This window comes from Limimaricola soesokkakensis, assembly GCF_900172345.1.
In the GTDB taxonomy this organism is placed as follows: domain Bacteria; phylum Pseudomonadota; class Alphaproteobacteria; order Rhodobacterales; family Rhodobacteraceae; genus Limimaricola; species Limimaricola soesokkakensis.
On the sequence record NZ_FWFY01000002.1, the window covers coordinates 204,982 to 228,567 of the forward strand.

At 68.3% G+C, this 23,586-nt stretch carries 24 protein-coding genes; 15 read left to right on the top strand and 9 right to left on the bottom strand.

The genetic code is table 11. The features are described from left to right. Nucleotides 1–44: 44 nt before the first annotated feature. The 3 genes from mnmH to LOS8367_RS03745 all read right to left on the bottom strand — a co-directional run bounded on the left by mnmH (nucleotide 45) and on the right by LOS8367_RS03745 (nucleotide 4,141). Nucleotides 45–1,097 (bottom strand): tRNA 2-selenouridine(34) synthase MnmH, encoded by a 1,053-nt coding sequence (gene mnmH, locus LOS8367_RS03735; RefSeq protein ID WP_085895110.1) that lies wholly within the window; start codon nucleotides 1,095–1,097, stop codon nucleotides 45–47. A gap of 208 nt (nucleotides 1,098–1,305) precedes the next feature. After that, a complete protein-coding gene (gene serA / locus LOS8367_RS03740; protein ID WP_085895111.1) occupies nucleotides 1,306–2,901 on the bottom strand; it encodes a phosphoglycerate dehydrogenase in 1,596 nt (531 codons plus the stop codon). A gap of 85 nt (nucleotides 2,902–2,986) precedes the next feature. After that, a complete protein-coding gene (locus tag LOS8367_RS03745) occupies nucleotides 2,987–4,141 on the bottom strand; it encodes a phosphoserine transaminase (RefSeq protein ID WP_085895112.1) in 1,155 nt (384 codons plus the stop codon). A gap of 159 nt (nucleotides 4,142–4,300) precedes the next feature. Here LOS8367_RS03745 and serB point away from each other — a divergent pair, with 159 nt between their 5' ends. After that, nucleotides 4,301–5,173 carry a phosphoserine phosphatase SerB gene (gene serB, locus LOS8367_RS03750; protein ID WP_085895113.1) on the top strand — a complete coding sequence of 291 codons (873 nt, stop codon included), beginning with the start codon at nucleotides 4,301–4,303 and terminating at the stop codon, nucleotides 5,171–5,173. 146 nt (nucleotides 5,174–5,319) lie between these two features. Continuing rightward, entirely contained in the window at nucleotides 5,320–5,646 is a 327-nt protein-coding gene (locus LOS8367_RS03755; RefSeq protein WP_085895114.1) for a YciI family protein, read from the top strand. 122 nt (nucleotides 5,647–5,768) lie between these two features. Here LOS8367_RS03755 and LOS8367_RS03760 read toward each other — a convergent pair whose 3' ends face one another. After that, a complete protein-coding gene (locus tag LOS8367_RS03760; RefSeq protein WP_106534978.1) occupies nucleotides 5,769–6,806 on the bottom strand; it encodes an asparaginase in 1,038 nt (345 codons plus the stop codon). A 224-nt stretch (nucleotides 6,807–7,030) separates the two neighbouring features. Here LOS8367_RS03760 and LOS8367_RS03765 point away from each other — a divergent pair, with 224 nt between their 5' ends. From LOS8367_RS03765 to LOS8367_RS03780, 4 genes are all read left to right on the top strand, one after another. Further along, on the top strand, nucleotides 7,031–7,570 hold the full coding sequence (locus LOS8367_RS03765; protein ID WP_085895115.1) for an invasion associated locus B family protein: 540 nt from the start codon (nucleotides 7,031–7,033) through the stop codon (nucleotides 7,568–7,570). Between the two features lie 111 nt (nucleotides 7,571–7,681). Further along, nucleotides 7,682–8,857: a dual-specificity RNA methyltransferase RlmN gene (gene rlmN, locus LOS8367_RS03770; RefSeq protein WP_085895116.1), complete on the top strand. Its 1,176-nt coding sequence runs from the start codon at nucleotides 7,682–7,684 to the stop codon at nucleotides 8,855–8,857. A 36-nt stretch (nucleotides 8,858–8,893) separates the two neighbouring features. After that, on the top strand, nucleotides 8,894–9,694 hold the full coding sequence (locus LOS8367_RS03775) for a hypothetical protein (protein WP_085895117.1): 801 nt from the start codon (nucleotides 8,894–8,896) through the stop codon (nucleotides 9,692–9,694). A 59-nt stretch (nucleotides 9,695–9,753) separates the two neighbouring features. After that, nucleotides 9,754–9,966: a hypervirulence associated TUDOR domain-containing protein gene (locus LOS8367_RS03780; RefSeq protein ID WP_085895118.1), complete on the top strand. Its 213-nt coding sequence runs from the start codon at nucleotides 9,754–9,756 to the stop codon at nucleotides 9,964–9,966. Nucleotides 9,967–10,096: 130 nt separating this feature from the next. Here LOS8367_RS03780 and LOS8367_RS03785 read toward each other — a convergent pair whose 3' ends face one another. Beyond that, a complete protein-coding gene (locus tag LOS8367_RS03785) occupies nucleotides 10,097–10,948 on the bottom strand; it encodes an LOG family protein (protein ID WP_085895119.1) in 852 nt (283 codons plus the stop codon). A 90-nt stretch (nucleotides 10,949–11,038) separates the two neighbouring features. On the opposite strand from LOS8367_RS03785, the gene dapD reads away from it, so the two are divergent. The 9 genes from dapD to LOS8367_RS03830 all read left to right on the top strand — a co-directional run bounded on the left by dapD (nucleotide 11,039) and on the right by LOS8367_RS03830 (nucleotide 20,688). After that, on the top strand, nucleotides 11,039–11,872 hold the full coding sequence (dapD, locus tag LOS8367_RS03790; protein ID WP_085895120.1) for a 2,3,4,5-tetrahydropyridine-2,6-dicarboxylate N-succinyltransferase: 834 nt from the start codon (nucleotides 11,039–11,041) through the stop codon (nucleotides 11,870–11,872). Nucleotides 11,873–11,932: 60 nt separating this feature from the next. Continuing rightward, nucleotides 11,933–12,961: a sodium:calcium antiporter gene (locus LOS8367_RS03795; protein WP_085895121.1), complete on the top strand. Its 1,029-nt coding sequence runs from the start codon at nucleotides 11,933–11,935 to the stop codon at nucleotides 12,959–12,961. Nucleotides 12,962–13,051: 90 nt separating this feature from the next. Then, entirely contained in the window at nucleotides 13,052–13,309 is a 258-nt protein-coding gene (locus tag LOS8367_RS03800) for a GlsB/YeaQ/YmgE family stress response membrane protein (protein ID WP_085895457.1), read from the top strand. 104 nt (nucleotides 13,310–13,413) lie between these two features. Further along, nucleotides 13,414–13,779, top strand: coding sequence for a DUF8846 family protein (locus tag LOS8367_RS03805; protein WP_085895122.1), 366 nt, complete (start codon nucleotides 13,414–13,416; stop codon nucleotides 13,777–13,779). Between the two features lie 59 nt (nucleotides 13,780–13,838). Beyond that, nucleotides 13,839–14,987 carry a succinyl-diaminopimelate desuccinylase gene (gene dapE, locus LOS8367_RS03810; RefSeq protein WP_085895123.1) on the top strand — a complete coding sequence of 383 codons (1,149 nt, stop codon included), beginning with the start codon at nucleotides 13,839–13,841 and terminating at the stop codon, nucleotides 14,985–14,987. Next, nucleotides 14,984–15,412 carry a GNAT family N-acetyltransferase gene (locus tag LOS8367_RS03815; RefSeq protein WP_085895124.1) on the top strand — a complete coding sequence of 143 codons (429 nt, stop codon included), beginning with the start codon at nucleotides 14,984–14,986 and terminating at the stop codon, nucleotides 15,410–15,412. The genes dapE and LOS8367_RS03815 overlap by 4 nt, the downstream gene beginning before the upstream one ends. Nucleotides 15,413–15,465: 53 nt before the next feature. Beyond that, nucleotides 15,466–17,730: a ribonuclease R gene (gene rnr, locus LOS8367_RS03820; protein ID WP_085895125.1), complete on the top strand. Its 2,265-nt coding sequence runs from the start codon at nucleotides 15,466–15,468 to the stop codon at nucleotides 17,728–17,730. Nucleotides 17,731–17,809: 79 nt separating this feature from the next. Next, nucleotides 17,810–19,324 carry an FAD-dependent oxidoreductase gene (locus LOS8367_RS03825; protein WP_085895126.1) on the top strand — a complete coding sequence of 505 codons (1,515 nt, stop codon included), beginning with the start codon at nucleotides 17,810–17,812 and terminating at the stop codon, nucleotides 19,322–19,324. A 107-nt stretch (nucleotides 19,325–19,431) separates the two neighbouring features. Continuing rightward, nucleotides 19,432–20,688 carry a lytic murein transglycosylase gene (locus tag LOS8367_RS03830; protein ID WP_370163143.1) on the top strand — a complete coding sequence of 419 codons (1,257 nt, stop codon included), beginning with the start codon at nucleotides 19,432–19,434 and terminating at the stop codon, nucleotides 20,686–20,688. Nucleotides 20,689–20,701: 13 nt separating this feature from the next. On the opposite strand, the gene LOS8367_RS03835 is transcribed toward LOS8367_RS03830, so the two are convergent. The 4 genes from LOS8367_RS03835 to LOS8367_RS03850 are packed head-to-tail and all read right to left on the bottom strand — an operon-like array spanning nucleotide 20,702 to nucleotide 23,569. After that, nucleotides 20,702–21,226, bottom strand: a complete 525-nt coding sequence (locus tag LOS8367_RS03835; RefSeq protein ID WP_085895128.1) for a GNAT family N-acetyltransferase — start codon at nucleotides 21,224–21,226, stop codon at nucleotides 20,702–20,704. Further along, entirely contained in the window at nucleotides 21,223–21,681 is a 459-nt protein-coding gene (locus tag LOS8367_RS03840; protein ID WP_085895129.1) for a hypothetical protein, read from the bottom strand. Before LOS8367_RS03840 ends, LOS8367_RS03835 begins: the two co-directional genes overlap by 4 nt. A gap of 23 nt (nucleotides 21,682–21,704) precedes the next feature. Then, nucleotides 21,705–22,187: an RNA pyrophosphohydrolase gene (locus LOS8367_RS03845; RefSeq protein WP_085895130.1), complete on the bottom strand. Its 483-nt coding sequence runs from the start codon at nucleotides 22,185–22,187 to the stop codon at nucleotides 21,705–21,707. Beyond that, the gene (locus tag LOS8367_RS03850) at nucleotides 22,184–23,569 is read right to left on the bottom strand and encodes a S41 family peptidase (protein ID WP_085895131.1); all 1,386 of its coding nucleotides are present in this window, start codon (nucleotides 23,567–23,569) and stop codon (nucleotides 22,184–22,186) included. Before LOS8367_RS03850 ends, LOS8367_RS03845 begins: the two co-directional genes overlap by 4 nt. Between the last annotated feature and the right edge of the window lie 17 nt (nucleotides 23,570–23,586).

The following is a 23,586-nucleotide window of genomic DNA, read 5'->3' on the forward strand; positions in this document are numbered from 1 at the left end:
TTCCTCCGGTCTTTCATCCGAGGTAAGCCCCCCGCCGCCCAGCGTCAAATGTCGCGCATCGCCGCCGCGATCGCGTCGGCCGCGCGTGCCAGCCCCTCGGCGTCGAGCGTCCCAGCCTCGACATGGGCGGCGAAGACCGGCGCATGCGCGGCCCGGGAGCGGGCATAGGCGGGGTCGTAATGCTCGACCATCAGCGCCGCCGACAGTTCGACCATGCGGCTCTCGGCCAGCAGCTTCTGCCAGCCATCGACCACCGCGTGACCGCGATGCGCGCGTAGTTGGTCGAGCAGATGCGACAGCCGCGCGGGGTCGGCGCTGACATCCTCGTATTGCCGCGCGAGGAATTCGGCGCGCGCTCCGATCGGCGCGGTGATCTCGATGCGCGGCGCGCGGGTCATCAGCGCCCAGAGCGATGGCGGCAGGGTGATGCGGCCGATCTTGGAGCTTTCGGCCTCGACCAGCACCGGGCGTTCGGGGTCGAGCCGGGCCAGACGCGCCGCCAGCGCGCTCTCGAAACCCTTCTGCGCCGGCTGCTCGTCCGGATCGCCCCCGAGGAGCGAGCCGCGATGGTTGGCCAGCCCCTCGAGGTCGAGCACCTGCCCGCCTCGTGCCTCGACCAGCGGCAACAACGCGGTCTTGGCGGTTCCGGTGAAGCCGTCGAGCAGCACCAACCGGTGCGGCAGCGCCGTCTCGTAGAGCGCTTCGTGCACCAGCCTGCGCCATGTCTGGTAGCCGCCCTCGACCACCTCGGCGCGCCAGCCGATCTGGGTCAGGATCGAGGCGAAGGAGTTCGACCGCTGCCCGCCGCGCCAGCAATAGACCAAGGGCTTCCAGCGATATTCTCGGTCCGCCAGCGGCCCCGCGATATGCGCGGCGGCGTTGCGCGCCACGATCGCCGCGCCGCTCTTGCGCGCGTCGAAGGGCGAGACCTGCTTGTAGATCGTGCCGACTTCGGCCCGCTCGGCATTGGACAGCACCGGCAGGCTGATCGCGCCGGGCACGTGGTCCTCGGCGAACTCGGCGGGGCTGCGCACGTCGATCACGTCGTCGAAGCCGTGATCGAGAAAGGCGGGGATGGTGTCGAAGCGGGTGCTCATGCGGGTCTCTCTACAGCCCTCGCGTTCAGGCGGGAAGCGGCGCGCCGACTGCGAGGGCGGGATCTGCGTATTTGGAGAAAGATGAACCAAGGAGCGCGCCTCCCCTTTCATCTTTCTTCAAATACGCAATTCGAAACGCCAGGGCCGGGAACGACGAAGGGGCCGCGGCGTGCAACCGCGGCCCCCTGCCCCGTCCCTCGCGGGCGGATTATTCTTCGACGTCGAAGGTCAGCGCCTTGACCTGCTGGAACTTGCCGGTGTCGCGCAGCTTCTGCAGCACCTCCTCGGAGACCGCCTCGTCGGCGTAGAGGATGGCGATGGCTTCGCCCGCGCGCTGGTTCCGGCCGAGGGTGAAGTTGGCGATGTTGACGCCGTTCTCGCCCATCATGGTGCCCAGCACGCCGATGATGCCCGGCACGTCCTGGTTGGTGGTGTAGACCATGTGGCGGCCGATCTCGGCGTCGATGTTGATGCCCTTGATCTGGATGAAGCGCGGCTTGCCGTCCGAGAACACCGTACCCGCGACCGAGCGCTCGCGCTTCTCGGTGACGACCGTGACCTTGACGTAGCCCTCGAAGGTGCCGGACTGGTCCTGCTTGGTAGTCGAGATCTGGATGCCGCGCTCCTTGGCGATCACCGGGGCCGAGACCATGTTCACGTCCGGGTTCACCTTGCGCATGATGCCCGCGACCAGCGCCGAGTTCAGCGCGGCGAGGTTCATCTCCGAGACGACACCGTCATAGAGGATGTTGATCGCCTTGATCGGCTCATCGGTCATCTGGCCGATGAAGTTGCCCAGATGGCCCGAAAGACCGATCCACGGGCCCATGATCTTCGCCTCCTCGGCGGTGATCGAGGGCATGTTGATCGCGTTGGTGACGGCACCGGTCAGCAGGTAGTCCGACATCTGCTCGGCCACCTGCAGCGCCACGTTCTCCTGCGCCTCGGTGGTGGCGGCCCCCAGATGCGGGGTGACGACGACGTTGGGCAGGTTGAACAGCGGCGAATTCGTCGCTGGCTCCTCGGCGAAGACGTCGAAGGCAGCGCCGGCGACGCGGCCTTCGGTGATCGCCTCGGCCAGAGCCGCCTCGTCGACGAGACCGCCGCGGGCGCAGTTGACGATGCGCACGCCGGGCTTGAGCTTGGCGATGTTCTCCTTGGACAGGATGTTCTTCGTCTGGTCGGTCAGCGGCACGTGCAGCGTGATGAAGTCGGCGCGCTTGAGCAGCTCGTCCAGCTCCAGCTTCTCGACGCCGATCTCGGTGGCGCGCTCTTCCGACAGGAAGGGGTCATAGGCCACGACCTTCATCTTGAGGCCATGCGCGCGGTCGATCACGATCGAGCCGATATTGCCCGCGCCGATCACGCCCAGCGTCTTGCCGGTGACCTCGACGCCCATGAAGCGCGACTTCTCCCACTTGCCCGCATGGGTCGAGGCATTGGCCTCGGGGATCTGGCGCGCCACGGCCATCAGCATCGAGATCGCGTGCTCGGCGGTGGTGATCGAGTTGCCGAAGGGCGTGTTCATCACGATGATGCCCTTCTTCGACGCGGCCGGGATGTCGACGTTGTCGACGCCGATACCGGCGCGGCCGATGACCTTGAGGTTGGTCGCGGCCTCGATCAGCTTCTCGGTGGCCTTGGTGGCCGAACGGATCGCGAGGCCATCGTAATTGCCGATGATCTCGGCCAGCTTTTCCTTGTCCTTGCCGAGCTTCGGCTGGAAATCGACCTCGATGCCGCGATCGCGGAAGATCTGCACGGCGGCGTCGGAGAGGGCGTCGGAGATGAGAACCTTGGGCATGGAATGCTCCTGTGGCGGTCGGACGGGTGGCGTCCGGGAAAATGGGGGAGCGGGGCGCGCCGTCGCGCGCGCGCCCCGGAGGGGATCAGGCGGCTTCGGCCTGCGCCGCGATCTCGGCCTCGAAGGCCCAGTCGAGCCAGGGCATCAACGCTTCGAGATCGGCGGTCTCGACCGTGGCGCCGCACCAGATGCGCAGGCCCGCGGGCGCGTCGCGATAGGCGCCGATGTCGAGGGCCACGCCCTCCTTCTCGAGCCGCTTGGCCACGGCCTTGGCAAAGGCGGCCCCGTCCTTGATGCGCTCATCGGTGAACTTCAAGCAGACCGAGGTGTTCGAGCGGGTGGCCGGGTCCTCGGCGAGGTTGGCGATCCAGGGACGCGCGTCGCAGAAATCCCAGATGACTTTGGCATTGGCGTCGGCGCGGGCCTTCAGCCCCTCCAGCCCGCCGACCTCGCGGCCCCAGGCCAGCGCGACGAGGTAATCCTCGACACAGAGCATCGACGGCGTGTTGATCGTCTCGCCCTTGAAGATGCCCTCGATCAGCTTGCCGCCCTTGGTCATGCGGAAGATCTTCGGCAGCGGCCAGGCGGGGGTGTAGCTCTCCAGCCGCTCGACGGCGCGGGGGCTCAGGATCAGCATGCCATGCGCGGCCTCGCCGCCCATCACCTTCTGCCAGGAGAAGGTGATGACATCGAGCTTGTCCCAGGGCAGGTCTTGCGCGAAGGCGGCCGAGGTGGCGTCGCAGATGGTCAGGCCCGCGCGATCGGCCGGGATCGCGTCGCCCGAGGCCACGCGCACACCCGAGGTAGTGCCGTTCCAGGTAAAGACGACGTCGGTGTCGTAATCGAGCGAGGCCATGTCGACGATCTGGCCGTACTCGGCGGCCTTCACCTCGGCGTCGATCTTGAGCTGTTTCACGACATCCGTGACCCAGCCCGCGCCGAAGCTTTCCCAGGCGACCATCGTGGCCTTGCGGGCGCCGAGCATCGACCACATCGCCATCTCGACGGCGCCGGTGTCCGAGGCGGGCACGATACCGATCCGGTAGTCGGCGGGGATGCCGAGGAGCTCGCGCGTTTCTTCGATCGCGGCGGCGAGCTTCGACTTGCCGATGGCGGCGCGGTGCGAGCGGCCGAGCGGCGCGTCGGCGAGCTTCTCGAGGCTCCAATGGGGGGGTTTGGCACAGGGGCCGGAGGAAAAACGCGGATTCGACGGACGGGTGTCCGGAGTCGTTTTGACCATTGCTGGTATCCTTGCAGATAAGCGCCTCTCGTTGGGGAGAGGTGTCCCGCCGCCGCAGATACGCCTCCTCATGCGCTTTCACAACGGGGAAATTGCCGTTAAGGCAGCGCCAAACGTCGCAAGCGGGCCATCCCGCGCCACTATCGGAAACTTTTCCCCATGTTCACCGCGCTCCTCCTCTCCGCCCCCGGCACCAAGCTCGACCCGATTCTCGCCGAGAACCTGCGCAGCGCCTGGGGCGGCAGCGCGCTCGACTGGCTGTCGCCAGGCGAGGCGGTGGAGTTCGGCCTCCCGGCGGTGCCGGACAATCGCTGGGACGTCTGGGCCGATCTGCAGCAGTCGCGCGTCGATCTGGTGCTCCAGAAGACCGAGGGCCGCCGCAAGAAGATGCTGCTCGCCGACATGGACAGCACGATGATCCAGCAGGAATGCATCGACGAACTGGCCGCCGAGGCCGGCGTCGGCGCGCGCGTGGCCGAGATCACCAAGCGGGCGATGAATGGCGAGCTCGATTTCGAAGGCGCGCTGATCGAGCGCGTGGGCCTGCTTGAAGGTCTCGACGAGGCGGTGATCGCCCGGGTGCTGGAAAGCCGTATCACCCACATGCCGGGCGGCCGCGAGTTGATCGCGACGATGAAGGCCCATGGCGGCCACGCGGCACTGGTCTCCGGCGGCTTCACGGCCTTTACCGAAGTGGTGGCCGAGGCGCTGGGCTTCCACGAGCATCGCGCCAACACGCTGCTTGCCGCAGGCGGCAAGCTCACCGGCGATGTGGCCCGCCCGATTCTCGGGCGCGAGGCCAAGGTGCAGGCGCTGCACGAGATCACAGAACGGCTCGGGATCACCCCCGAGGACGTGATCGCCGTAGGCGACGGGGCCAATGATCTCGGCATGCTGGGCCTTGCCGGGACCGGGGTGGCGCTGCACGCCAAGCCGGTGGTGGCCGAACAATGCGAGGTCCGGGTGAACCACGGCGACCTGACGGCGCTGCTCTATATCCAAGGGTATCGCCGCGCCGAGTTCTCTGCCTGAGGGCACGGTTCTCCGCTCGAGCGCACAGCCCTAGTTCACGTTTTGATCTTGCTCGAATCGCCGTCTCGTCGGAGACTTGGGGGGCGAGGCAGGAACTGGCGTCGAAATCGGCGGGCAGCAGCCACCACAAGGGGGGAGACACGGCCATGGCCGACAAGCGTTTCATGTATATCTATCACGGCGGCAGCGACATGCGGCAGCCGGAGACAGACGAGGCCCGCAACGCCGAGATGGCGCGCTGGCAAAGCTGGATGGACGGCATCCGCGACCATATCGCCGACGAGGGCGCGCCGGCCGGCAAATCGCATACGGTCAGCCGTGACGGCGTCGCCCATGACGGCGGACCGAACCCGGTCTTCGGCTACACGCTGGTCAATGCCACCGATATCGACGAGGCGATCGCGATGGCGAAGGACTGCCCGATGGTGCTCGACGGGGGCAGCATCGAGGTCTGCGAGGCGATGCAGATGTGAGCCTTGCGACCGGCCCGGCGCTGTACGGGGCCGGCCGCGCGCGGTTCGACCGCCGGGGTTTGCGTATTTCTGAAACAAAGTTGCCGGCGACGGCCCCTTGGGCTGTCGCCGGGGGATCTGGGTCAGCCAAGCAGCGCGGGCGCAGGGCGGATCGCGCCGACCTCGGTGCCGCGCCAGTTCCTGAGCATCGGCCGCATCCGCCTGACCGTGGCCGGATGCGCGGGATCGAGCACGCCGAGCCGCACCAGCAGCGCCGCGACGGCGCATTCGCTGGCCCGTGTGGTGCCGTCGGTGATCTTCACCGCGACCCCGAGCCGCTGCGCCGGGAGAATCGCCACGAAGACCCCCTCGGCCCCGGTCTTGATCGCCACGCCGTCCATCGCGCGCATCAGCTCGGTGCAGGCGCGGCCCTCGCCCGCCACCAGTTCGGGATGCGCGACCATCGCCTCGCGCAGCCGCACCATTGCGCGCTCGCGGGCATCGCCATCGGGCCGTGCGGCGGCAAATCGCGCCATGGCGCGCGCCAGCCCGGTCATCGACGTGGCGAAGTTCGGCGCCGAGCAACCGTCGATGCCGTAGAACGGGCTCGGCTCGCCGGTCACCTCCTCGAAGGCGGCGCGCACCGCCTGCTGCACCGGGTGATCGGGCAGCTCGTAATCCGGGCCGCCCCGGAGATGGCGGTTCAGGGTGAGAAAGCCTGCATGCTTGCCGGAACAATTGTTGTGAATCTGCCGGGGCGCGCCATGGGCGCGGATCAGCGCTTCGCGAGTCGGCTTGTCGCGCGGCGTCTCGGCGCCGCAGCGGTAATCCTCATCCGCGAATCCCTGGCGCGTCAGCCATTCCGAGATCGGCCCGGAATGGATCGCCGCGCCCTGATGGCTGGCGCAGGCCAGCGCCAGTTCGCGCGGCCCCAGCCCCGCCGCCTTCGCCGCGCCGCTTTCGATCAGCGGCAGCGCCTGGATCATCTTGCACGACGAGCGCGGATAGATAATCGCCTGCGGGTCGCCCAGCGACCACGTCACCTCGCCGTCGGCGTCGCAGATCACCGCATGACCGCGATGCACGCTCTCGACGCGGTCGCCGCGCGTGACCTCCACCAGGACCGCGTCGTTCCGCGCAGGGTTGTCGATTTCGTGGTCGATCAGTTCCGTACCAAGCATTTGGTCCTCCGGCCATGAGCCACCCCGTGACAAATACGCCACGGTTCCGGCCGCGGAGGACCGCGCCCCTGTTTGGGCGGAGATCCGCGCAGACATGTGACCGCGCGGGGCTTTCCCACGGGACGGGAATCTTGATAAGCCTCTGGCTATCGAGTTGAACCCGCCCCTTCCAGTCGAAAAGGCGCCGGGGGCATCCACGAGGCCAGACAGCTGGAGGCTGCTAAATGATGTCACGACTTTTCCGCGCGTTCGGGTCCCTGACGGCAGGTGCGCTCATCGGCGCCGCCGCCACGAGCGCCGTCGCGCAGGAGGCGTCGAACCGCGTCGCCGCGGAAACCGATTGGAGCGTGTTTCAGGAAACCGATCCCGTCGAGTGCTTCGGCGTCTCGGCCCCCAAGAGCCAGCTCAACACCAAGGATGGCCAGCCGGTCACCGTGAATCGCGGCGAAACGCTGCTCTTCGTGTTTTACCGTCCGGCGCAGGGCGTGAACGGGCAGGTGACCTTCACCGGTGGTTACCCCTTCGCCTCCGGCTCCACCGTGACGCTCGAGGTGGGCGGGCAGGACTTCCAGCTCTTCACCGAGGGCGACTGGGCCTGGCCCGCGACGCCGCAGGACGACGCGGCCATCGTCGCGGCGCTGAAGCGCGGTGCCGAGGCGACGCTGACCGGCGTGTCGGGCCGTGGCACCCAGACCAAGGACACCTTCTCGCTCCTGGGCTTCACCGCCGCGGTGGACGAGGCGGCGAAACGCTGCACCAGCTGATTCCGCGCCCTTCGGGGCATGGCATGATATACAGAAGCGGGGCCGGTTTTCCTTGATGACCGGGCCCGCTTTCCCATATGAGCCGGGCACCCCCGGCCCCGAGGTACCCCGATGACCGCAACCGCCCCGATCACCCAGGACGTGATGACCATCCCGCGCAAGGCCGCCGAAGGCCTGCCAAACCTCGTCGGCATGCGCCGCGAGGCGATGCGCGATGCGCTGATCGCGGCGGGCACGCCCGAGAAACAGGCGAAGATGCGGGTGAACCAGATCTGGCAGTGGATCTATCACTGGGGCGTGCGCAGCTTCGACGAGATGACCAACCTCGCCAAACCCTATCGCGAGCTTCTGGCCGCCAACTTCACCATCGGGCTGCCCGAAATCGTCTCGAAGCAGGTTTCGACTGACGGCACCCGTAAATACCTCGTCCGGATTGCCGGGGGGCACGAGGTCGAGACCGTCTACATCCCCGAGGACGAGCGCGGCACGCTGTGCATCTCGTCCCAGGTGGGCTGCACCCTGACCTGCTCGTTCTGCCACACCGGCACCCAGAAGCTGGTGCGCAACCTGACGCCCGGCGAGATCATTGGCCAGGTGATGCTGGTGCGCGACGACCTTGCCGAGTGGCCGCGCCCCGGCGTGCCCAAGGAAGAGCGGCGGCTTCTGTCGAACATCGTGCTGATGGGCATGGGCGAGCCGCTCTACAATTTCGAGGGCGTGCGCGATGCGATGAAGATCGCCATGGATGGCGAGGGCATCGCCCTGTCGCGCCGCCGGATCACCCTGTCGACCTCCGGCGTCGTGCCCGAGATCGCCCGCACTGCCGAAGAGATCGGCTGCATGCTCGCGGTCAGCTTCCACGCCACCACCGACGAGGTGCGCGACAAGCTGGTGCCGATCAACAAGAAATGGAACATTGAGAAGCTTCTGGAGGCGCTCCGCGCCTATCCCAAGCTGTCGAACTCCGAACGCATCACCTTCGAATACGTGATGCTCAAGGACGTGAATGACAGCGACGAGGATGCGCGGCGGCTGGTGACGCTGATCGAGGGCATCCCGGCCAAGATCAACCTGATCCCCTTCAACGAATGGCCCGGCTCGCCCTATGAGCGCTCGTCCAACAACCGGATCCGCGCCTTCGCAGACATCATCTACAAGGCGGGCTATGCCAGCCCGATCCGCACGCCGCGCGGCGAGGACATCATGGCCGCTTGCGGCCAGCTCAAATCCGCGACCGAGCGCGCCCGCAAGAGCCGCGCCGAGATCGCGGCCGAAGTTCAGGGATAAGGCGCCGGACACACCGCGCCACGAGGGGAGAGAGCAGTGCAGATCAAGCTCAACGGGATCGAGTTCGAGGTGGCGGCGGTGGAGGGGAGCCTGCGCGAGGCGATTCTCTCCGACCCGGTGATCGCCAAGGCGGTCTGGCGCGACGTCTACGCTTGGGAGGCAGGCGCGCAGGAGGGCAAGTTCACCGGCCCGGTGACCCAGACCGGAGCGATCCCGCTTGCCAACGGCATCTCCTTCTACGTGGCCCGCGGCGACGGGCTCGAGAAGAACGAGAGCGCGTCGAAAACCTCCGGCGAGCGATTCCTGAAGGCGCTCGGCGTGAAATCGACCCTCGACGTGCTCAAGGCGATGGCGCGGCTTCTGGGGATGCCGCAGAAGACCCTGCCCAAGGAGTTCGACCCGCTCAAGCCGGTGGCCTCCTACGCGCTCAAAATGCATGTGGAGCATTCGGTGCTGCGGCTGCGCAATGCCAGCCGCAACCTGCAGGCCTATCTGCTGCTGCCCGGTCAGATCGGTTTCCACCACGAGATCACGGCGATCAAGGACCAAGAGGGCTATGACGCGCTGGTGGCCGAAAAGCCCGAGTTGAAGACGCTGACACCGCTGTTCCTCGTCCCGGCTCGCTCCAAGGCCAATCGCGAGATGCGCGCCACGGCGCTGATGGCGCAGACCCGCGAGCTGGCCGCGCAGGCGCAGGGCAAGACGCCGGAAGAGCTGCCCGAGGCGCTGCGCATGCGGATCGGCCGCAATCAGGCCGAATTGCGCATGCTGTCGCAGGCGGCGGCGCAGGCGCGGGCCCAAGGCGGGCAGCAACCGGTGCGCCGCGCGACCGCCTGACGCGGGAACATCCCTATCGCCGGGCCGTTGGCCGTGCATCCGCGACAGGAGGCACGGCCATGAGCTATTCCGAAGGCGACAAGGTGAAGTGGAACTGGGGCAACGGCACCGGGACCGGCAAGATTACCAAGGTCTACCATCAGAAGATCACCAGGACGATCTCGGGGGCCGAGATCACCCGGAACGCCAGCGAGGACGACCCCGCCTACCTGATCGAGCAGGAGGATGGCGACGAGGTGCTCAAGGGCCACTCCGAGGTCTCCAAAGCCTGAGGGGCGCGCGCATGGCCGGTGCGGCGCCATGCGTATTTTCGGAAAGATGGACTTGGGGGGCCCTGCCCTATCCCCGGGAGCGCCGCACCCTTTCATCTTTCTTCAAATACGCAAATCCTGCGGCTGGCTCCTACTCGTCCCGGCCCGGGATGTGTTCGCGACGCTCGCCAGCATGGGTCCATGTGCGCATTGCCTCGAAGGCCTCTTCGGCGGTTTCCACGAACTTGAACAGCTGCAGGTCCTCGTCGGCGATGGTGCCGGCATCGGCCAGCGCCTGCCAGTCGACGATCTTCTCCCAGAAGGCGCGGCCGAACAGCAGGAACGGCACCCGCTTCATCCGCCCGGTCTGGATCAACGTCAGCGCCTCGAACAGCTCGTCAAGCGTGCCGAAGCCGCCGGGGAACACGCAGACCGCCTTGGCGCGCATCAGGAAATGCATCTTGCGGATTGCGAAGTAGTGGAAGTTGAACGCTAGCTCCGGCGTCACATAGGGGTTCGGCGCCTGCTCATGCGGCAGCACGATGTTGAGGCCGACCGAACGGCCCCCCGCCTCCTGCGCGCCGCGATTGCCCGCCTCCATCACGCCGGGGCCGCCGCCCGTGACGATGACGTTCTCGGTGCCGCCCGATTGCAGGGACCACTCGGTGACCCGGCGCGCGAATAGCCGCGCCTCCTCGTAGAAGGCCGACAGTTCCGCCAGCGTCTCGGTGCGGGCGGTGTGCTTCTTCGCGGGCTCGGGAATGCGGGCGCCGCCGAACAGCACCACGGTCGAGTTCACCCCGGCCTCGTTCATCAGCAGCTCGGGCTTCAGAAGTTCGAGCTGCCAGCGCACCGGGCGAAGGTCGTCGCGCAGCAGGAACTGCTCGTCGGCAAAGGCCAGGCGGTAGGAGGGCGACATGGTCTGCGGCGTCTGGGGCACCTGTCCTGCGGTGCGCTGGTCCTCCTGGCTGTCGCGCATCAGGTGTCGTCTGTCCTTGGTCATGCCGTTCCCTTACCCCGGGGCGCGTTGCGCCGATTGCCGCATCCGGTCTATAGCCGCCCCCGAGCCGCATCACAAACCGGAGCCCGTCCCATGGCCGATACGAACACTGCCCAGCTCGAAACCGCGATCGAGGCCGCCTGGGAGGCGCGCGACACGATCACCCCCGCGACCGGCGGCGAGACCCGCGAAGCCATCCTCGACACGCTCGACGCGCTGGATTCGGGCACGCTGCGGGTTGCCGAAAAGCGCGGCGACGACTGGCACGTGAACCAGTGGGCCAAGAAGGCGGTGCTCCTGGGCTTCCGCATCAAGGACATGGAAATGCAGCCCGGCGGTCCGCAGGGCGGCGGCTGGTGGGACAAGGTCGACAGCAAGTTCGCCGGCTGGGGCGAGAACCGCTGGCGCGATGCGGGCTTTCGCGCCGTGCCCAACGCCGTGGTCCGCAAATCCGCCTATATCGCGCCGGGCGTTGTGCTGATGCCCTCCTTCGTGAACCTCGGCGCCTATGTCGATTCGGGCACGATGGTCGACACCTGGGCCACGGTCGGCTCCTGCGCGCAGATCGGTAAGAACGTGCACCTGTCGGGCGGCGTCGGCATCGGCGGCGTGCTCGAGCCGCTGCAGGCCGACCCGACCATCATCGAGGACAACTGCTTCATCGGCGCGCGCTCCGAGGTGGTCGAGGGCTGCATCGTGCGCGAGGGCTCGGTGCTGGGCATGGGCGTCTATATCGGCAAGTCGACCAAGATCTTCGACCGCGAGACCGGCGAGGTCACCTATGGCGAGATCCCACCCTATTCGGTCGTGGTCTCGGGCTCGCTGCCCTCGAAGGGCGGCGTGAACCTCTACTGCGCCGTGATCGTCAAGAAGGTCGATGCCCAGACCCGCTCCAAAACCGGCATCAACGAGTTGCTGCGCGACTGATCCCGGGGTCGCGGCGGCGGTGGGGTGGAACCGTGCCGCCGCCGCGACCCTTGGGAAGGCATGATCCAGAACCTGCCCCTGCCCTATCTGCTGGCCGTCTTCGCTCTCGCGGGGGCGGCCGTCATCTATTCATCGATCCGCGCCACGCGGCTCGCCGACATCATCGCCGACCGCACCTCCATGGGCGAGGCGATGGCCGGCGGCATCATCCTCGGCGGCGCAACCTCGCTGGCAGGGGTGGTGGTCTCGGTCAACGCCGCGCTGGATGGCGACGCCTCCTTCGCCTTCTCGAACGCGGTCGGAGGGATCGCGGCGCAGACCCTGTTCCTCGCCATCGCCGACCTGATCTATCGCCGTGCCAATCTCGAGCACGCAGCGGCCGAGCCCGCCAACCTGATCCAGGCGGTGATGCTGATGGTCCTGCTCAGCCTGCCGCTTTGCGCCATCGCCGGGCCCGACGTCTCCTATCTCGGGGTGCACCCGGTCTCGGTGGCGCTGTTCCTCGCCTATCTCTACGGGGTGCGGCTCTCGGCCCAGGTGTCGGAGCACCCGATGTGGCGTCCGGTGATGACCTCCGAAACCCGCACCGACGAGCCCGAGGACGAGGAGGAGGCAAACCGCTCCGTCACCGGGCCAGCGCTGCGTTTCGCGGCGCTGGTCGCGGTGATGGGCCTCGGCGGCTGGGTCATCAGCCAGGTCGGCGGCGCCTTCATCGAACGCTTCGGCCTGCGGTCCAGCCTGGTCGGGTCGCTGATCACCGCCGTCGTCACCTCGCTGCCCGAGTTCGTCACCACGATCGTCGCGGTGCGGCGCGGCGCCTTGCAGCTCGCGGTGGGCGGCATCATCGGCGGCAACACCTTCGACACGCTGTTCCTCGTGGCCTCCGATCTGAGTTTCCGCGAAGGGTCGCTCTACCACGCGGTGGGCACCACCGATCTCTACTGGCTCGGCACCGGGTTGCTGATGACCGGGATCCTGCTGGCCGGCCTGATCGCCCGGCAGCGCGAGGGCCCGGCCCGGATCGGCTTCGAGAGCGTCGCCATGCTGGGGGTCTACGCGATCGCCGCGACGATCGAGGTGATTGGTTGAAGACGAGCGGGGCGCGGAACGCATCCTCACCTTCGCGTGTTCAGACCCTGAAGGACCGGGGGGACCGGTCGGAATACTGGAGTGGACGACATGAGCGGTGTGGGTTGGTTCACGGCGATCATCATCGGCGCGATCGCCGGGTGGTTGGCCGAAAAATTCATGAAGGCCGATATGGGCCTGCTGATGAACATCATCCTCGGCATTCTCGGGGCGATGCTGTTCAATTTCCTCCTCGGCCTCATGGGCGCTGGGCTCACCGGGTTCTGGGGTTCGCTGATCGCCGGCTTCATCGGCGCCTGCATCCTGATCGGCATCGCGCGGATGATCCGCGGCAAAAAGCACGGCTGATCCGCCGTCTCGATGAGACTTTCGGGACCCCGCGCTGATGGCGCGGGGTCTTGCGCATTGCGTGCATGGGTGCCACCTGCGTCGGGACGGGAACGGAGAGGATCATGGCCCAGAAGCAGGACAAGCCCAAGCGCACCCAGCAGGTCTACACGCTGCTGGTCGAGGTCGGCCGCAAGACCGGCGACGGTCTGCCCGAGGGCGCCACCGGTGCCGCGCTGATGTGCTACGCCTCTGGCGTCGACGAGGCCGAGGCCGTGCGCGAGACCGTGGCGATCCTCAAGCAGGCCGATCTCGCGCCGCTCGACGTCACCGGCTATGGCACGCTCGACGAGCGGCTGGCCGAGGGGCACGACATCGACGATGACGAGCGCGCGCTGATGGGCCGCGCGCTCGAGGAGAACTCGGTGATCGTGGCGCAGATGACGCCGTTCTTCGAGGACGCCAAGGGCGGCACGGACACGCTGCACTAGCCCCGATTGAAACCGCCCTTCCCCCGCGCTACCCCTTCCTCAACCGAAGGAGTGACCGGATGTCCCAGACCACAGACCCCGTCGATCTGACCGCGCGGCTGATCCGCTGCGCCTCCGTCACCCCGGAGGAGGGCGGCGCGCTGGTGCTGCTGCAGGGGATGCTGGAGGCGGCCGGTTTCGACTGCACCCGCGTCGATCGCGGCGGCATCGCCAACCTCTTCGCCCGCTGGGGCGACAAGGGCGCGGCGCGCAGCTTTGGCTTCAACGGCCATACCGACGTGGTACCGGTGGGCAATCGCGATGACTGGTCGGTCGATCCATTCGGTGCCGAGGAGAAGGACGGCCAGCTCTATGGGCGCGGCGCCTGCGACATGAAATCCGGCGTCGCGGCCTTCGCCGCCGCCGCCATCGACTTCGTGCGGGACACGCCCCCCGACGGCGCGGTGATCCTCGCCATCACCGGCGACGAGGAGGGCGAGGGCGTCGACGGCACCCGGGCGCTGCTCGACTGGATGGACGAGACCGGCGAGAAAATGGATCTGTGCCTCGTCGGCGAGCCGACCTGCCCAGAGCGTTTTGGCGACATGATCAAGATCGGTCGGCGCGGCTCGCTCAACGCCTTCCTGACGGTGACCGGCACGCAGGGGCATTCCGCCTATCCACACCGGGCGAACAACCCAATCCCGGCGATGGCACGGCTGGTGGACCGGTTGTCGAGCCACCCGCTCGATCAGGGCACCGATCATTTCGACGCCTCGACGCTGGCGGTGGTGACGATGGACACCGGCAACCCCGCTACCAACGTGATTCCGCGCCAGACCCGTGCCACGCTCAACATCCGCTTCAACGACCTGCATTCGGGCGCCAAGCTGACCGAGTGGCTGCGCGCCGAGGCCGATTGGGTGGCCGATGAGTTCGGCGTCGAGATCGGCGTCGAGGTGAAGATCTCGGGCGAATCCTTCCTGACGCCGCCGGGACCGCTGTCGGATCTGGTGGCGGCGGCGGTCGAGGCCGAGACCGGGCTGCGGCCGGAGCTTTCGACCACGGGCGGCACCTCGGATGCGCGCTTCGTCAAGGATCACTGCCCGGTGGTCGAGTTCGGGCTGGTCGGCCAGACCATGCACCAGGTCGACGAGCGGGTGGAGATCGCCCAGATCCACCGGCTGAAATCCGTCTATGCCCGGATCCTCAAGGACTACTTCACGTGAAACACGAGATCACCGAGACCACCGACCTCACCCATTGCCACGCGCTGCGCCGTACCGTCTTCATCGAGGAGCAGAACGTCTCCGAGGCCGAGGAGATGGACGGGCTCGACGCCGAGGCGATCCATCTCATCGCCACCTGCGACGGCAAGCCCGCCGGTACCGCGCGGTTGCTGATCCGCGGCGAGACCGGCAAGATCGGTCGCGTCGCGGTGCTGCGCGAGCATCGCGGCACCGGGCTCGGCGCGGCGATCATGCGGCAGGCCGAGGCAGCGCTGCGTTCGCGCCCGGGGGTGACGCGGCTCTATCTCTCGGCCCAGACCCACGCCCTGCCCTTCTACGAGAAGCTCGGCTATGTCGCCTATGGCCCGGAATACGATGACGCCGGCATCCCGCATCGCGACATGGAGAAGCGGCTCGACCGCTAGGACGGGTCACCTGATCGCGTGACGACCCCCCATGCGCGTGCTACCTGCTGCGCATGAACAGATTGCCCTCCCGCGAGGAGGTCCTGCAATGGATCTCCGACAACCCGACCCAGACCGCGAAACGCGACATTGCCCGTGCCTTCGGCATCAAGGGCGCGGCGCGGATCGACCTCAAGCGCCTGCTGCGCGAGCTCGAGGACGAAGGGCACCTGCAGAAGAAGCGCAAGACTTACCGCGACCCGGACCGGCTGCCTCCCGTCTCGGTGCTCTCGGTGCTGCCGCCCGATGCCGATGGCGATCTCTGGGCGCGGCCGCTCGAATGGCACGGCGACGGCGAGGAGCCCAAGGTGCTGATCCTGCCGCGCGAGAGCGACGCCGCCATGGGCGCGGGCGACCGCATCCTCGCAAAGCTCACCGCCACGCCGGGCGAGGAGCACGACTATACCGCGCGGCTGATCCGAAAGATCGGTACCAACCCGCTGCGCATCCTCGGCATCTTCAAGAAGGCCAGCGAGGGCGGGCGCATCGTGCCGATCGACAAGGGCGTCGACAAGCAGTGGATCGTCCCCGAAGGCGCCGAGCACGGCGCCAAGGACGGCGAGCTGGTCGAGGCCGAGCAGTCGGGACCCAAGGGCCGTCTCGGCCTGCCCAAGGCGCGCGTGATGTCGCGGCTGGGCGATCCGACCGCGCCGCGCGCCGTCTCGCTCATCGCGATCCACCAGCACGGCATCCCGGACCACTTCCCCGACGCGGTGCTGGCCGAGGCCGATGGCAAGAAGCCCGCCGGGCTCAAGGGGCGCACCGACCTGCGCGAGCTGCCGCTGATCACCATCGACCCCAGCGACGCGCGCGACCATGACGACGCGGTGCTGGCGCAGCCCGACGACGCGCCCGACAACGAGGGCGGCCACATCCTCTGGGTCGCCATCGCCGACGTCGCCCATTACGTGACGCCGGGCTCGGAGCTTGACCGCGAGGCGCGCAAGCGCGGCAATTCCACCTATTTCCCCGACCGGGTCGTGCCGATGCTGCCCGATCGGCTCTCTGGCGATCTGTGCTCGCTGCACGAAGGCGTGCCGCGCGCGGTGATCGCGGTGCGCATCCGCATCGACGCGAATGGCGAGAAGATCGGCCACCGCTTCGAGCGGGCGTTGATGCGCTCGGCCGCCTCGATGTCCTACGAGGAGGCGCAGAGCGCGATCGACGGTCAGCCCACCGACCGCGCCGCCACGTTGCTCGACCCGGTGCTGCGCCCGCTTTGGGCCGCCTATGGCGCGCTCAAGAAGGCGCGCGAGCGGCGCCAGCCCTTGGAGCTCGACCTGCCCGAGCGGCGGATCGAGCTGAACGAGATGGGGCAGGTCACCTCGATCTCCTTCAAGGACCGGCTCGACGCGCACCGGCTGATCGAGGAATTCATGGTGCTGGCCAATGTCTGCGCCGCCGAGACGCTGATCGCCAAGCGCCAGCCGCTGCTGTTCCGCGTCCACGAGGAGCCCAACCCCGACAAGCTCGACGCGCTACGCGAGGTGGTGAAGGGCTCGGGGCTGACGCTGGCCAAGGGCCAAGTGCTCAAGACCGCGCATCTCAACCAGCTTCTGGCGCAGGCCGAAGGCACCGAGCAGGACGAGCTGATCAACCTCGCGACGCTGCGCTCGATGACGCAGGCCTATTACAATGCCGAGAATTTTGGACATTTCGGCCTCGCGCTCAGGGACTATGCGCATTTCACCTCGCCGATCCGACGCTATTCCGACCTGATCGTGCATCGCGGCCTGATCTCGGCGCATGGCTGGGGCAAGGACGGTCTCAGCGACACCGATCTCGAACGGCTCGACGAGACCGCCAAGCAGATCTCCGACACCGAGCGCCGCTCCATGCTGGCCGAGCGCGACACCACCGACCGCTACCTCGCGGCCTTCATGTCCGACCGGATCGGCGTCGAGCTGCCGGGAAGGATCAGCGGCATCGCCCGCTTCGGCGTCTTCGTGAAGCTCGACGAGACCGGCGCCGACGCGCTGGTGCCGATCCGCTCGCTCGGGAACGAGTTCTTCCACTTCGACGCCGAGAGCCAGACGCTGATGGGCTCGGATAGCGGCCGGGTGATCGGGCTGGGGCAGCGGGTGACCGCCCGGCTCGTGGAGGCGGCGCCGATCTCCGGCGGGCTGATCGCCGAACTGGTCGAGATCGACGGCGCGACCATGCCGCGCGGCCCCTCGCGCCGCCCCGGCAAGCCGCCGCGCCGCAAGGCCGGCATCGCCAAGAAGAAGAACGCGGTGAAGGCCAAGAAGGAAAAGCGCAAGGTGACCCGCAAGCGCTGAGCCGCGCCGGGCCAGGGCCCGGCATGGAACCCATCCCCACCCGGCCGGTTCGCCCAGTGACCGACCGGTGGAGGGACCCATGGCACAGCATGATATCGGCGCACTCGCGGATCTCGAAGAGAACCGCCCGCTCAAGGTCATGGCCGGCGAAACCGCGATCCTGGTGATCCGGCGCGGCTCGGAGGTCACGGCGCTGGCCCATGCCTGCCCGCATTTCGGCCTGCCGCTCTCCAAGGGGCATCTTGACGGCGACCGGCTGATCTGCGCCTTTCACCACGCCTGTTTCGACGTCTCCTCCGGCCGTCAGACGCAGCCGCCGGGCCATGGCGACCTGCGCCGCTACGCGGTGGAGCACCGCGACGGCCATGTCTTCGTGGAGGTGCCGGAGGCGGCCGACCCCCACCCCGCCCCGGCGCATGTCCGGCGCGGCAAGGAGGCGCGCCGCGTCGTCATCGCTGGCACCGGGGCGGCTGCCGATGCATGTGCCCTGACGCTGCGCGAGGAAGGCTTCGAGGGATCGATCTCGATGATCTCGCCGGAGGGGCAACCGCCCTATGACCGGACGCTGCTCAGCAAGGGAGTGCTGGCGAGCAGCGAACTGCCACGCCATCTCACCCTCACCCCGCCCGAAGCACTGGCCGAGCGCGACATTGACCTTGTCGAGGGACGCGTGGCAGCGATCGACGCCGCCGCGAAGGAGATCCGCACCGAGACCGGCGCAACTCATGGCTATGACGCGCTGCTGATCGCCACCGGCGGCACCGCCAACCTGCTCGACCTGCCCGGCGCCGATCTCGGCGGGCTGCACCACCTGCGCTCGCGGCAGCAGGCCGAGATCCTTACCCGCGCCGCCGGTGAGGCCAAGCGCGTGGTGGTGGTCGGCGGTGGCTTCACCGGGCTGGAGGCGGCGCTGAGCTTTGCCAAGCGCGGGTTGGAGGTGACGGTGGTGCTGCGCGAGGAGACGCCTCTCGCGAAGATCATCGGCGAGGAGATCGGGCGTGCGATCCGCGCCGAGCACGAGGCCAAGGGCGTACGCTTCGTCACGGGCGCCAACGTCGCGGGCTTCGAGGGCGAGGGTCGCGTCTCGGCGGTGCGGCTCGAAAACGGCGAGCGGCTGCAGGCCAATCTGGTATTGCTCGCGATCGGCGTCCGCCCGGCCACCGCGATCGAGGGGCTGTCGCCCGATGAGGATGGCGGGCTGCGCACCGGGCCGGACCTCGCCGTCGAGGGTCTGGACGGCGTCTGGGCCGCTGGCGACGTGGCGCGCGTACCGACGCCATGGGGCCGGGTCCGGATCGAGCATTGGCGTGTCGCGCGTCAGCACGGCGCCCGCGCGGCCCGCGCCATGCTCGGCAAGCCCGCGAGCGAGATCGACGTCCCCTTCTTCTGGACTGCTCTGGGGCGGCAGTACCGTTATCTGGGCCATGCCGAGGGCTGGGACGAGATCCGTATAGACGGCGACCCCACGGCCGATTTCACCGCCCGCTACCTCAAGGACGGAAGGGTGATGGCGCTGCTCGGTGCCGGGCGCGACCTTGAGATCGCGCGCGCCCATGCCGAGATGATCCGGGCCGCAGGTCCGCTGTCCGGATGAGCCGCGCGACTGAGCGGTTTCCCGCCGCCCCGCCCCGTCCCCCTGTGGCGACTCACCCGCATCGCGGTAGTGCTGCCACAAACGAAAAGGAGCAGTCGGTGCGGATCTTGACGACACTTCCACGGGCGGGCCTTCTGGGCCTCGCACTCGCGGCCTTGGCATCATGCGGGGCGGTCTCGGGCCCCCTCGACAGTTCGCCTCGCCCTCCGGCCCGTGCGGAACAGATGGACGAGAACATGCGCCCCCGCCCCAATGCCGGCTTTTCCAACTGGGTCGCGGGCTATCGCCCCCGCGCGCTCTCGGCCGGCGTTTCCGGCGCCACCTTCGATCGTGCCTTCGCCTCCGCGGGCTACATCCCCGGCGTGATCGAGAAGGATCGTAACCAGGCCGAATTCACCAAGACGCTCGGCGAATACCTCTCCACCGCCGCCTCCGACACGCGCGTCGAGACCGGGCGGGCGATGCTGTCGCAATATTCGAGCCTGCTGTCGGAGATCGAGGCCCGTTACGGCGTCGACCGGCAGACCGTGCTCGCGGTCTGGGGCATGGAGAGCAATTTCGGCAAGCGACGCGGCGACGTACCGGTGGTCTCGGCTCTGGCGACGCTGGCCTATGAGGGGCGGCGCGGCCGCTTCTTCGAGCAGCAACTCACCTCGGCGCTGAAGATCCTGCAGAACGGCGATGTCAGCCCAGAGAACATGAAGGGCAGCTGGGCCGGGGCGATGGGCCATACCCAGTTCATCCCGACGAGCTACGAGGCCTATGCCGCCGATTTCCGAGGCGACGGCCGCCGCGACATCTGGTCGGACGACCCGACCGACGGGCTCGCCTCGACGGCCAAGTACCTGTCGAATTTCGGCTGGCGCAAGGGCCAGCCCTGGGGGGTCGAGGTGGTGCTGCCGCAAGGCTTCAACTACGGCCTCGCGGGCGGCACGAAGAAGAGCGCGGCCGAATGGCAGAGTCTGGGCGTGCAGGCCGCCAGCGGCGGGCGGATCGGTGATTTCGGTGCCGCCGAGATCCTCGTGCCCGAGGGCGCGCAGGGCGCGGCCTTCATGACCTTCCGCAATTTCGACGTGATCAAGCGCTACAACGCCGCCGATGCCTACGCGATCGGCGTGGGGCATCTGGGCGACCGGATCGCCGGCGCGGGGCCGCTCAGGACCAAGATGGCGACGGGCCGGGCGCTCAAGCGCGCCGAGCGCTCGGAGATCCAGCGCCGCCTCACCGCGCTGGGCTACGACACCGGTGGCGCCGACGGCATCATCGGCCCGAACTCCATCGCCGCGATCCGTAGCTACCAGCAGGCCAACGGCCTGCCGGTGGACGGCTTCGCCTCCGAGAGCCTGCTGAAGCGGCTGCGCTGAGCGCGCGGCGGGCTTAGCCCGCCGCCCCCTCGGGCCAGACCAGCCCCATGACCAGCAGGTCGTCGAACGCGCCATCGACGTTGTAGGCCGCCACCTTCCGGCCTTCATGGCGAAACCCCATGCGCTCGTAGAGAGCGATCGCAGGAGTGTTGGCGGCCCGCACGTCGAGATCCACCCGGAGTAGCCCCGCCGCGCGCGCCGCCGCGAGCGTCGCGCCCAGCAGCGCCCGGCCGATCCCGGCGCCGCGGCGATCGGCGACGACGCCCATGCCCATGACGCCGCAATGCGCGTGGACCGGTCGGCCCGACCGCTTGATGTCGCACCAGCCGACGATGCGACCGCCCTCATGCGCCACGAAGTGCGGGTTGCCCTCGCGCAGGTTCGCCTCGACGAAGACCTGCGCGGCTTCGAGCGGCGGGGCCTCGAACGAGGCGAGGAAGCGCCGTTCGCGCGCCACCGAATCGAGCGCGGCGTGGAAGCCCTCGACGTCATCGAGGGTGATCGGCGCGATCCGCGTCGACGGGCCGTCGTCTCTCATCGGGCCTCCCGGCATTCTTCGCCGCGCATGCAGGCGGCGAGCCTCTCGCGCGTGGCCGCGTCTGGCGCGGCCTGCACCTTGCCCGGGCAGGGATCGAGATCGACGATCAGCTGCCCGTCCTCCACCCGCGCGAAGACCAGTACCTTGTCGTCCGGGGCGAGGCTGCCGCACCACGGCCCCGCGCAGGAGGGCTGCAGCAGCATCGCCGCCTCGACGACCGGCGTGTCGAAGCCGGTCGGCCCCAACTGGTGGCCGGTGAACTCGGCCGGCACCGGGTTCGGGGTCGCGGTTACCGGCTGCGACAGATCCTGCATCGGCGGCAACTTGTCGGCGTCGAAGGCGAAGCTGCCGATATAGGCGCGATAGCTTTCGGGCGCCGCATGGATCTCCGCAAAGCTGCGGATCGGGTCCGGCACGAGGCAGGACAGCGCCGCCACGGGTGGCGCCGCGAGCATCAGTGCCAGAGCCGGGGCTAGGCTCAGACCAGCGGCCCGAGCTGCTCGAGAACCTGTTCGTAGACGCGCCGCTTGAACGGCACGATAGCCGAGGCCAGCTCGGCGGGGTCGATCCATTTCCATGCGCTGAACTCCGGGTGCTCGGTGGCGATGTCGATATCCCCGTCCGTCCCGGTGAAGCGCATCAGCACCCAGGTCTGTGCCTGACCGCGATAGCGGCCGCCCCAGATATGCGGCACCACGTCGGAGGGGAGGTCGTAGCGCAGCGGCTCCTCGGTCTGGGCGATCATGACCACCTTGTCGGCCGGGATGCCGGTTTCCTCGCGCAGTTCGCGCAGCGCCGCCGTGGTCACGTCCTCGCCGGGGTCGATGCCGCCCTGCGGCATCTGCCAGGCATCCTGGTCGCGGTCGATCCTCTGGCCGACGAACACGCGGCCCGCCTTGTTGACCAGCATGACGCCCACGCAGGGGCGGAACGGCAGGGCGGCGATGCTGGCAGGCCTCACTGAGCCGCCTCCCCCGCCGCCTCGGCGCGCTTCTCGGGATCGGGCAGCGCGCGTGGGCCGAGCGCCGAGAGCCCCTTGAGGATGTCGATCGCATAGGCGAGCTGGTAGTCCTGCTCGCGCAGTTCGGCGGCCTTCTCGGCGCGCTCGCGATCCGCCTCGAGCTGCTTCAGCTCGTCCTCCGAGAGGCTGTCATTGTCGAGGCTGCCGCGCAGGTCGGCCTCCGAGCGCAGCGGCCGCGCCGTCGTGTCCTCCTCGGTCTCCTCGACGGGCGCGGGGCGCGGCTGCTCGACGATGATGTCGGGCGAAATGCCCAGCGCCTGAATCGAGCGCCCCGAGGGGGTGTAGTAGCGCGCCGTGGTCAGGCGCATCGCGCCCTCGCCCCTGAGCGGCATCACAGTCTGCACCGAGCCCTTGCCGAAGCTCTGGGTGCCTACGACGATGGCGCGGCGGTGGTCCTGCAGCGCACCGGCGACGATCTCCGAAGCCGAGGCCGAACCGCTGTTGATCAGCACCACCATCGGCTTGCCATCGATCAGGTCGCCGGGCGTGGCGTTGTTGCGGTCCGACTGCTCGACGTCGCGGCCGCGGGTCGAGACGATTTCGCCCGCCTCGAGGAAGGCGTCGGAGACGTAGATCGCCTGGTTCAGCAGACCGCCGGGGTTGTTGCGCAGATCAAGCACCACGCCGTTGACGTTCTCGAGCCCGCCCGCCTTCTCGATCTCCTCGGCCAGACCCTTCTTCAGGTCCGGGAAGGTCTGGTCGTTGAAGGTGGTGACGCGCATCACGATGGTGTCGCCCTCGGTGCGCGCGCGCACCGCGTTGAGCTTGATCGTGTCGCGGATGATCGAGACGTCGAAGGGCTCGTCCTCGCCGTCGCGCACCACGGTGATGACGATCTCCGAGCCGACCGGCCCGCGCATCAGGTCCACCGCCTCGTCGAGGGTCAGGCCCAGCACGCTCTCGCCGTCGACGGCGGTGATGAAATCGCCCGCAAGGATACCCGCCGCATCGGCCGGGGTGCCGTCCATCGGCGAGACGACCTTGACGATCCCCTCTTCCTGCGTGACCTCGATGCCAAGCCCGCCGAACTCGCCGCGCGTCTGGGTGCGCATGTCGGCCGCATCCTCGGGCGACAGGTAGCTCGAATGCGGGTCGAGCGAGGTCAGCATGCCGTTGATCGCGGCCTCGATCAGGTCGCCCTCATCGACCTCTTCGACATATTCGGCGCGGATCCGCTCGAAGATGTCGCCGAACAGGTCGAGCTGCTCATAGACGCTGGCATTGCGCTCGGCCTCCTGAGCGACGAGCGGTCCGGCCACCTGCGTCGTGACGATCAGTCCGAGCGCGGTTCCGCCAAGCGCCGCCAGTACCAGTTTCCTCATGCGCAACATTCCCTCTG

Coding starts and splice junctions, on each gene's coding strand:
- mnmH (WP_085895110.1), bottom strand. CDS start 1,097: ATGAGCACCCGCTTCGACACCATCCCCGCCTTTCTCGATCACGGCTTC.
- serA (WP_085895111.1), bottom strand. CDS start 2,901: ATGCCCAAGGTTCTCATCTCCGACGCCCTCTCCGACGCCGCCGTGCAG.
- LOS8367_RS03745 (WP_085895112.1), bottom strand. CDS start 4,141: ATGGTCAAAACGACTCCGGACACCCGTCCGTCGAATCCGCGTTTTTCC.
- serB (WP_085895113.1), top strand. CDS start 4,301: ATGTTCACCGCGCTCCTCCTCTCCGCCCCCGGCACCAAGCTCGACCCG.
- LOS8367_RS03755 (WP_085895114.1), top strand. CDS start 5,320: ATGGCCGACAAGCGTTTCATGTATATCTATCACGGCGGCAGCGACATG.
- LOS8367_RS03760 (WP_106534978.1), bottom strand. CDS start 6,806: ATGCTTGGTACGGAACTGATCGACCACGAAATCGACAACCCTGCGCGG.
- LOS8367_RS03765 (WP_085895115.1), top strand. CDS start 7,031: ATGATGTCACGACTTTTCCGCGCGTTCGGGTCCCTGACGGCAGGTGCG.
- rlmN (WP_085895116.1), top strand. CDS start 7,682: ATGACCGCAACCGCCCCGATCACCCAGGACGTGATGACCATCCCGCGC.
- LOS8367_RS03780 (WP_085895118.1), top strand. CDS start 9,754: ATGAGCTATTCCGAAGGCGACAAGGTGAAGTGGAACTGGGGCAACGGC.
- LOS8367_RS03785 (WP_085895119.1), bottom strand. CDS start 10,948: ATGACCAAGGACAGACGACACCTGATGCGCGACAGCCAGGAGGACCAG.
- dapD (WP_085895120.1), top strand. CDS start 11,039: ATGGCCGATACGAACACTGCCCAGCTCGAAACCGCGATCGAGGCCGCC.
- LOS8367_RS03795 (WP_085895121.1), top strand. CDS start 11,933: ATGATCCAGAACCTGCCCCTGCCCTATCTGCTGGCCGTCTTCGCTCTC.
- LOS8367_RS03800 (WP_085895457.1), top strand. CDS start 13,052: ATGAGCGGTGTGGGTTGGTTCACGGCGATCATCATCGGCGCGATCGCC.
- LOS8367_RS03805 (WP_085895122.1), top strand. CDS start 13,414: ATGGCCCAGAAGCAGGACAAGCCCAAGCGCACCCAGCAGGTCTACACG.
- dapE (WP_085895123.1), top strand. CDS start 13,839: ATGTCCCAGACCACAGACCCCGTCGATCTGACCGCGCGGCTGATCCGC.
- rnr (WP_085895125.1), top strand. CDS start 15,466: ATGAACAGATTGCCCTCCCGCGAGGAGGTCCTGCAATGGATCTCCGAC.
- LOS8367_RS03825 (WP_085895126.1), top strand. CDS start 17,810: ATGGCACAGCATGATATCGGCGCACTCGCGGATCTCGAAGAGAACCGC.
- LOS8367_RS03835 (WP_085895128.1), bottom strand. CDS start 21,226: ATGAGAGACGACGGCCCGTCGACGCGGATCGCGCCGATCACCCTCGAT.
- LOS8367_RS03840 (WP_085895129.1), bottom strand. CDS start 21,681: ATGCTCGCGGCGCCACCCGTGGCGGCGCTGTCCTGCCTCGTGCCGGAC.
- LOS8367_RS03850 (WP_085895131.1), bottom strand. CDS start 23,569: ATGAGGAAACTGGTACTGGCGGCGCTTGGCGGAACCGCGCTCGGACTG.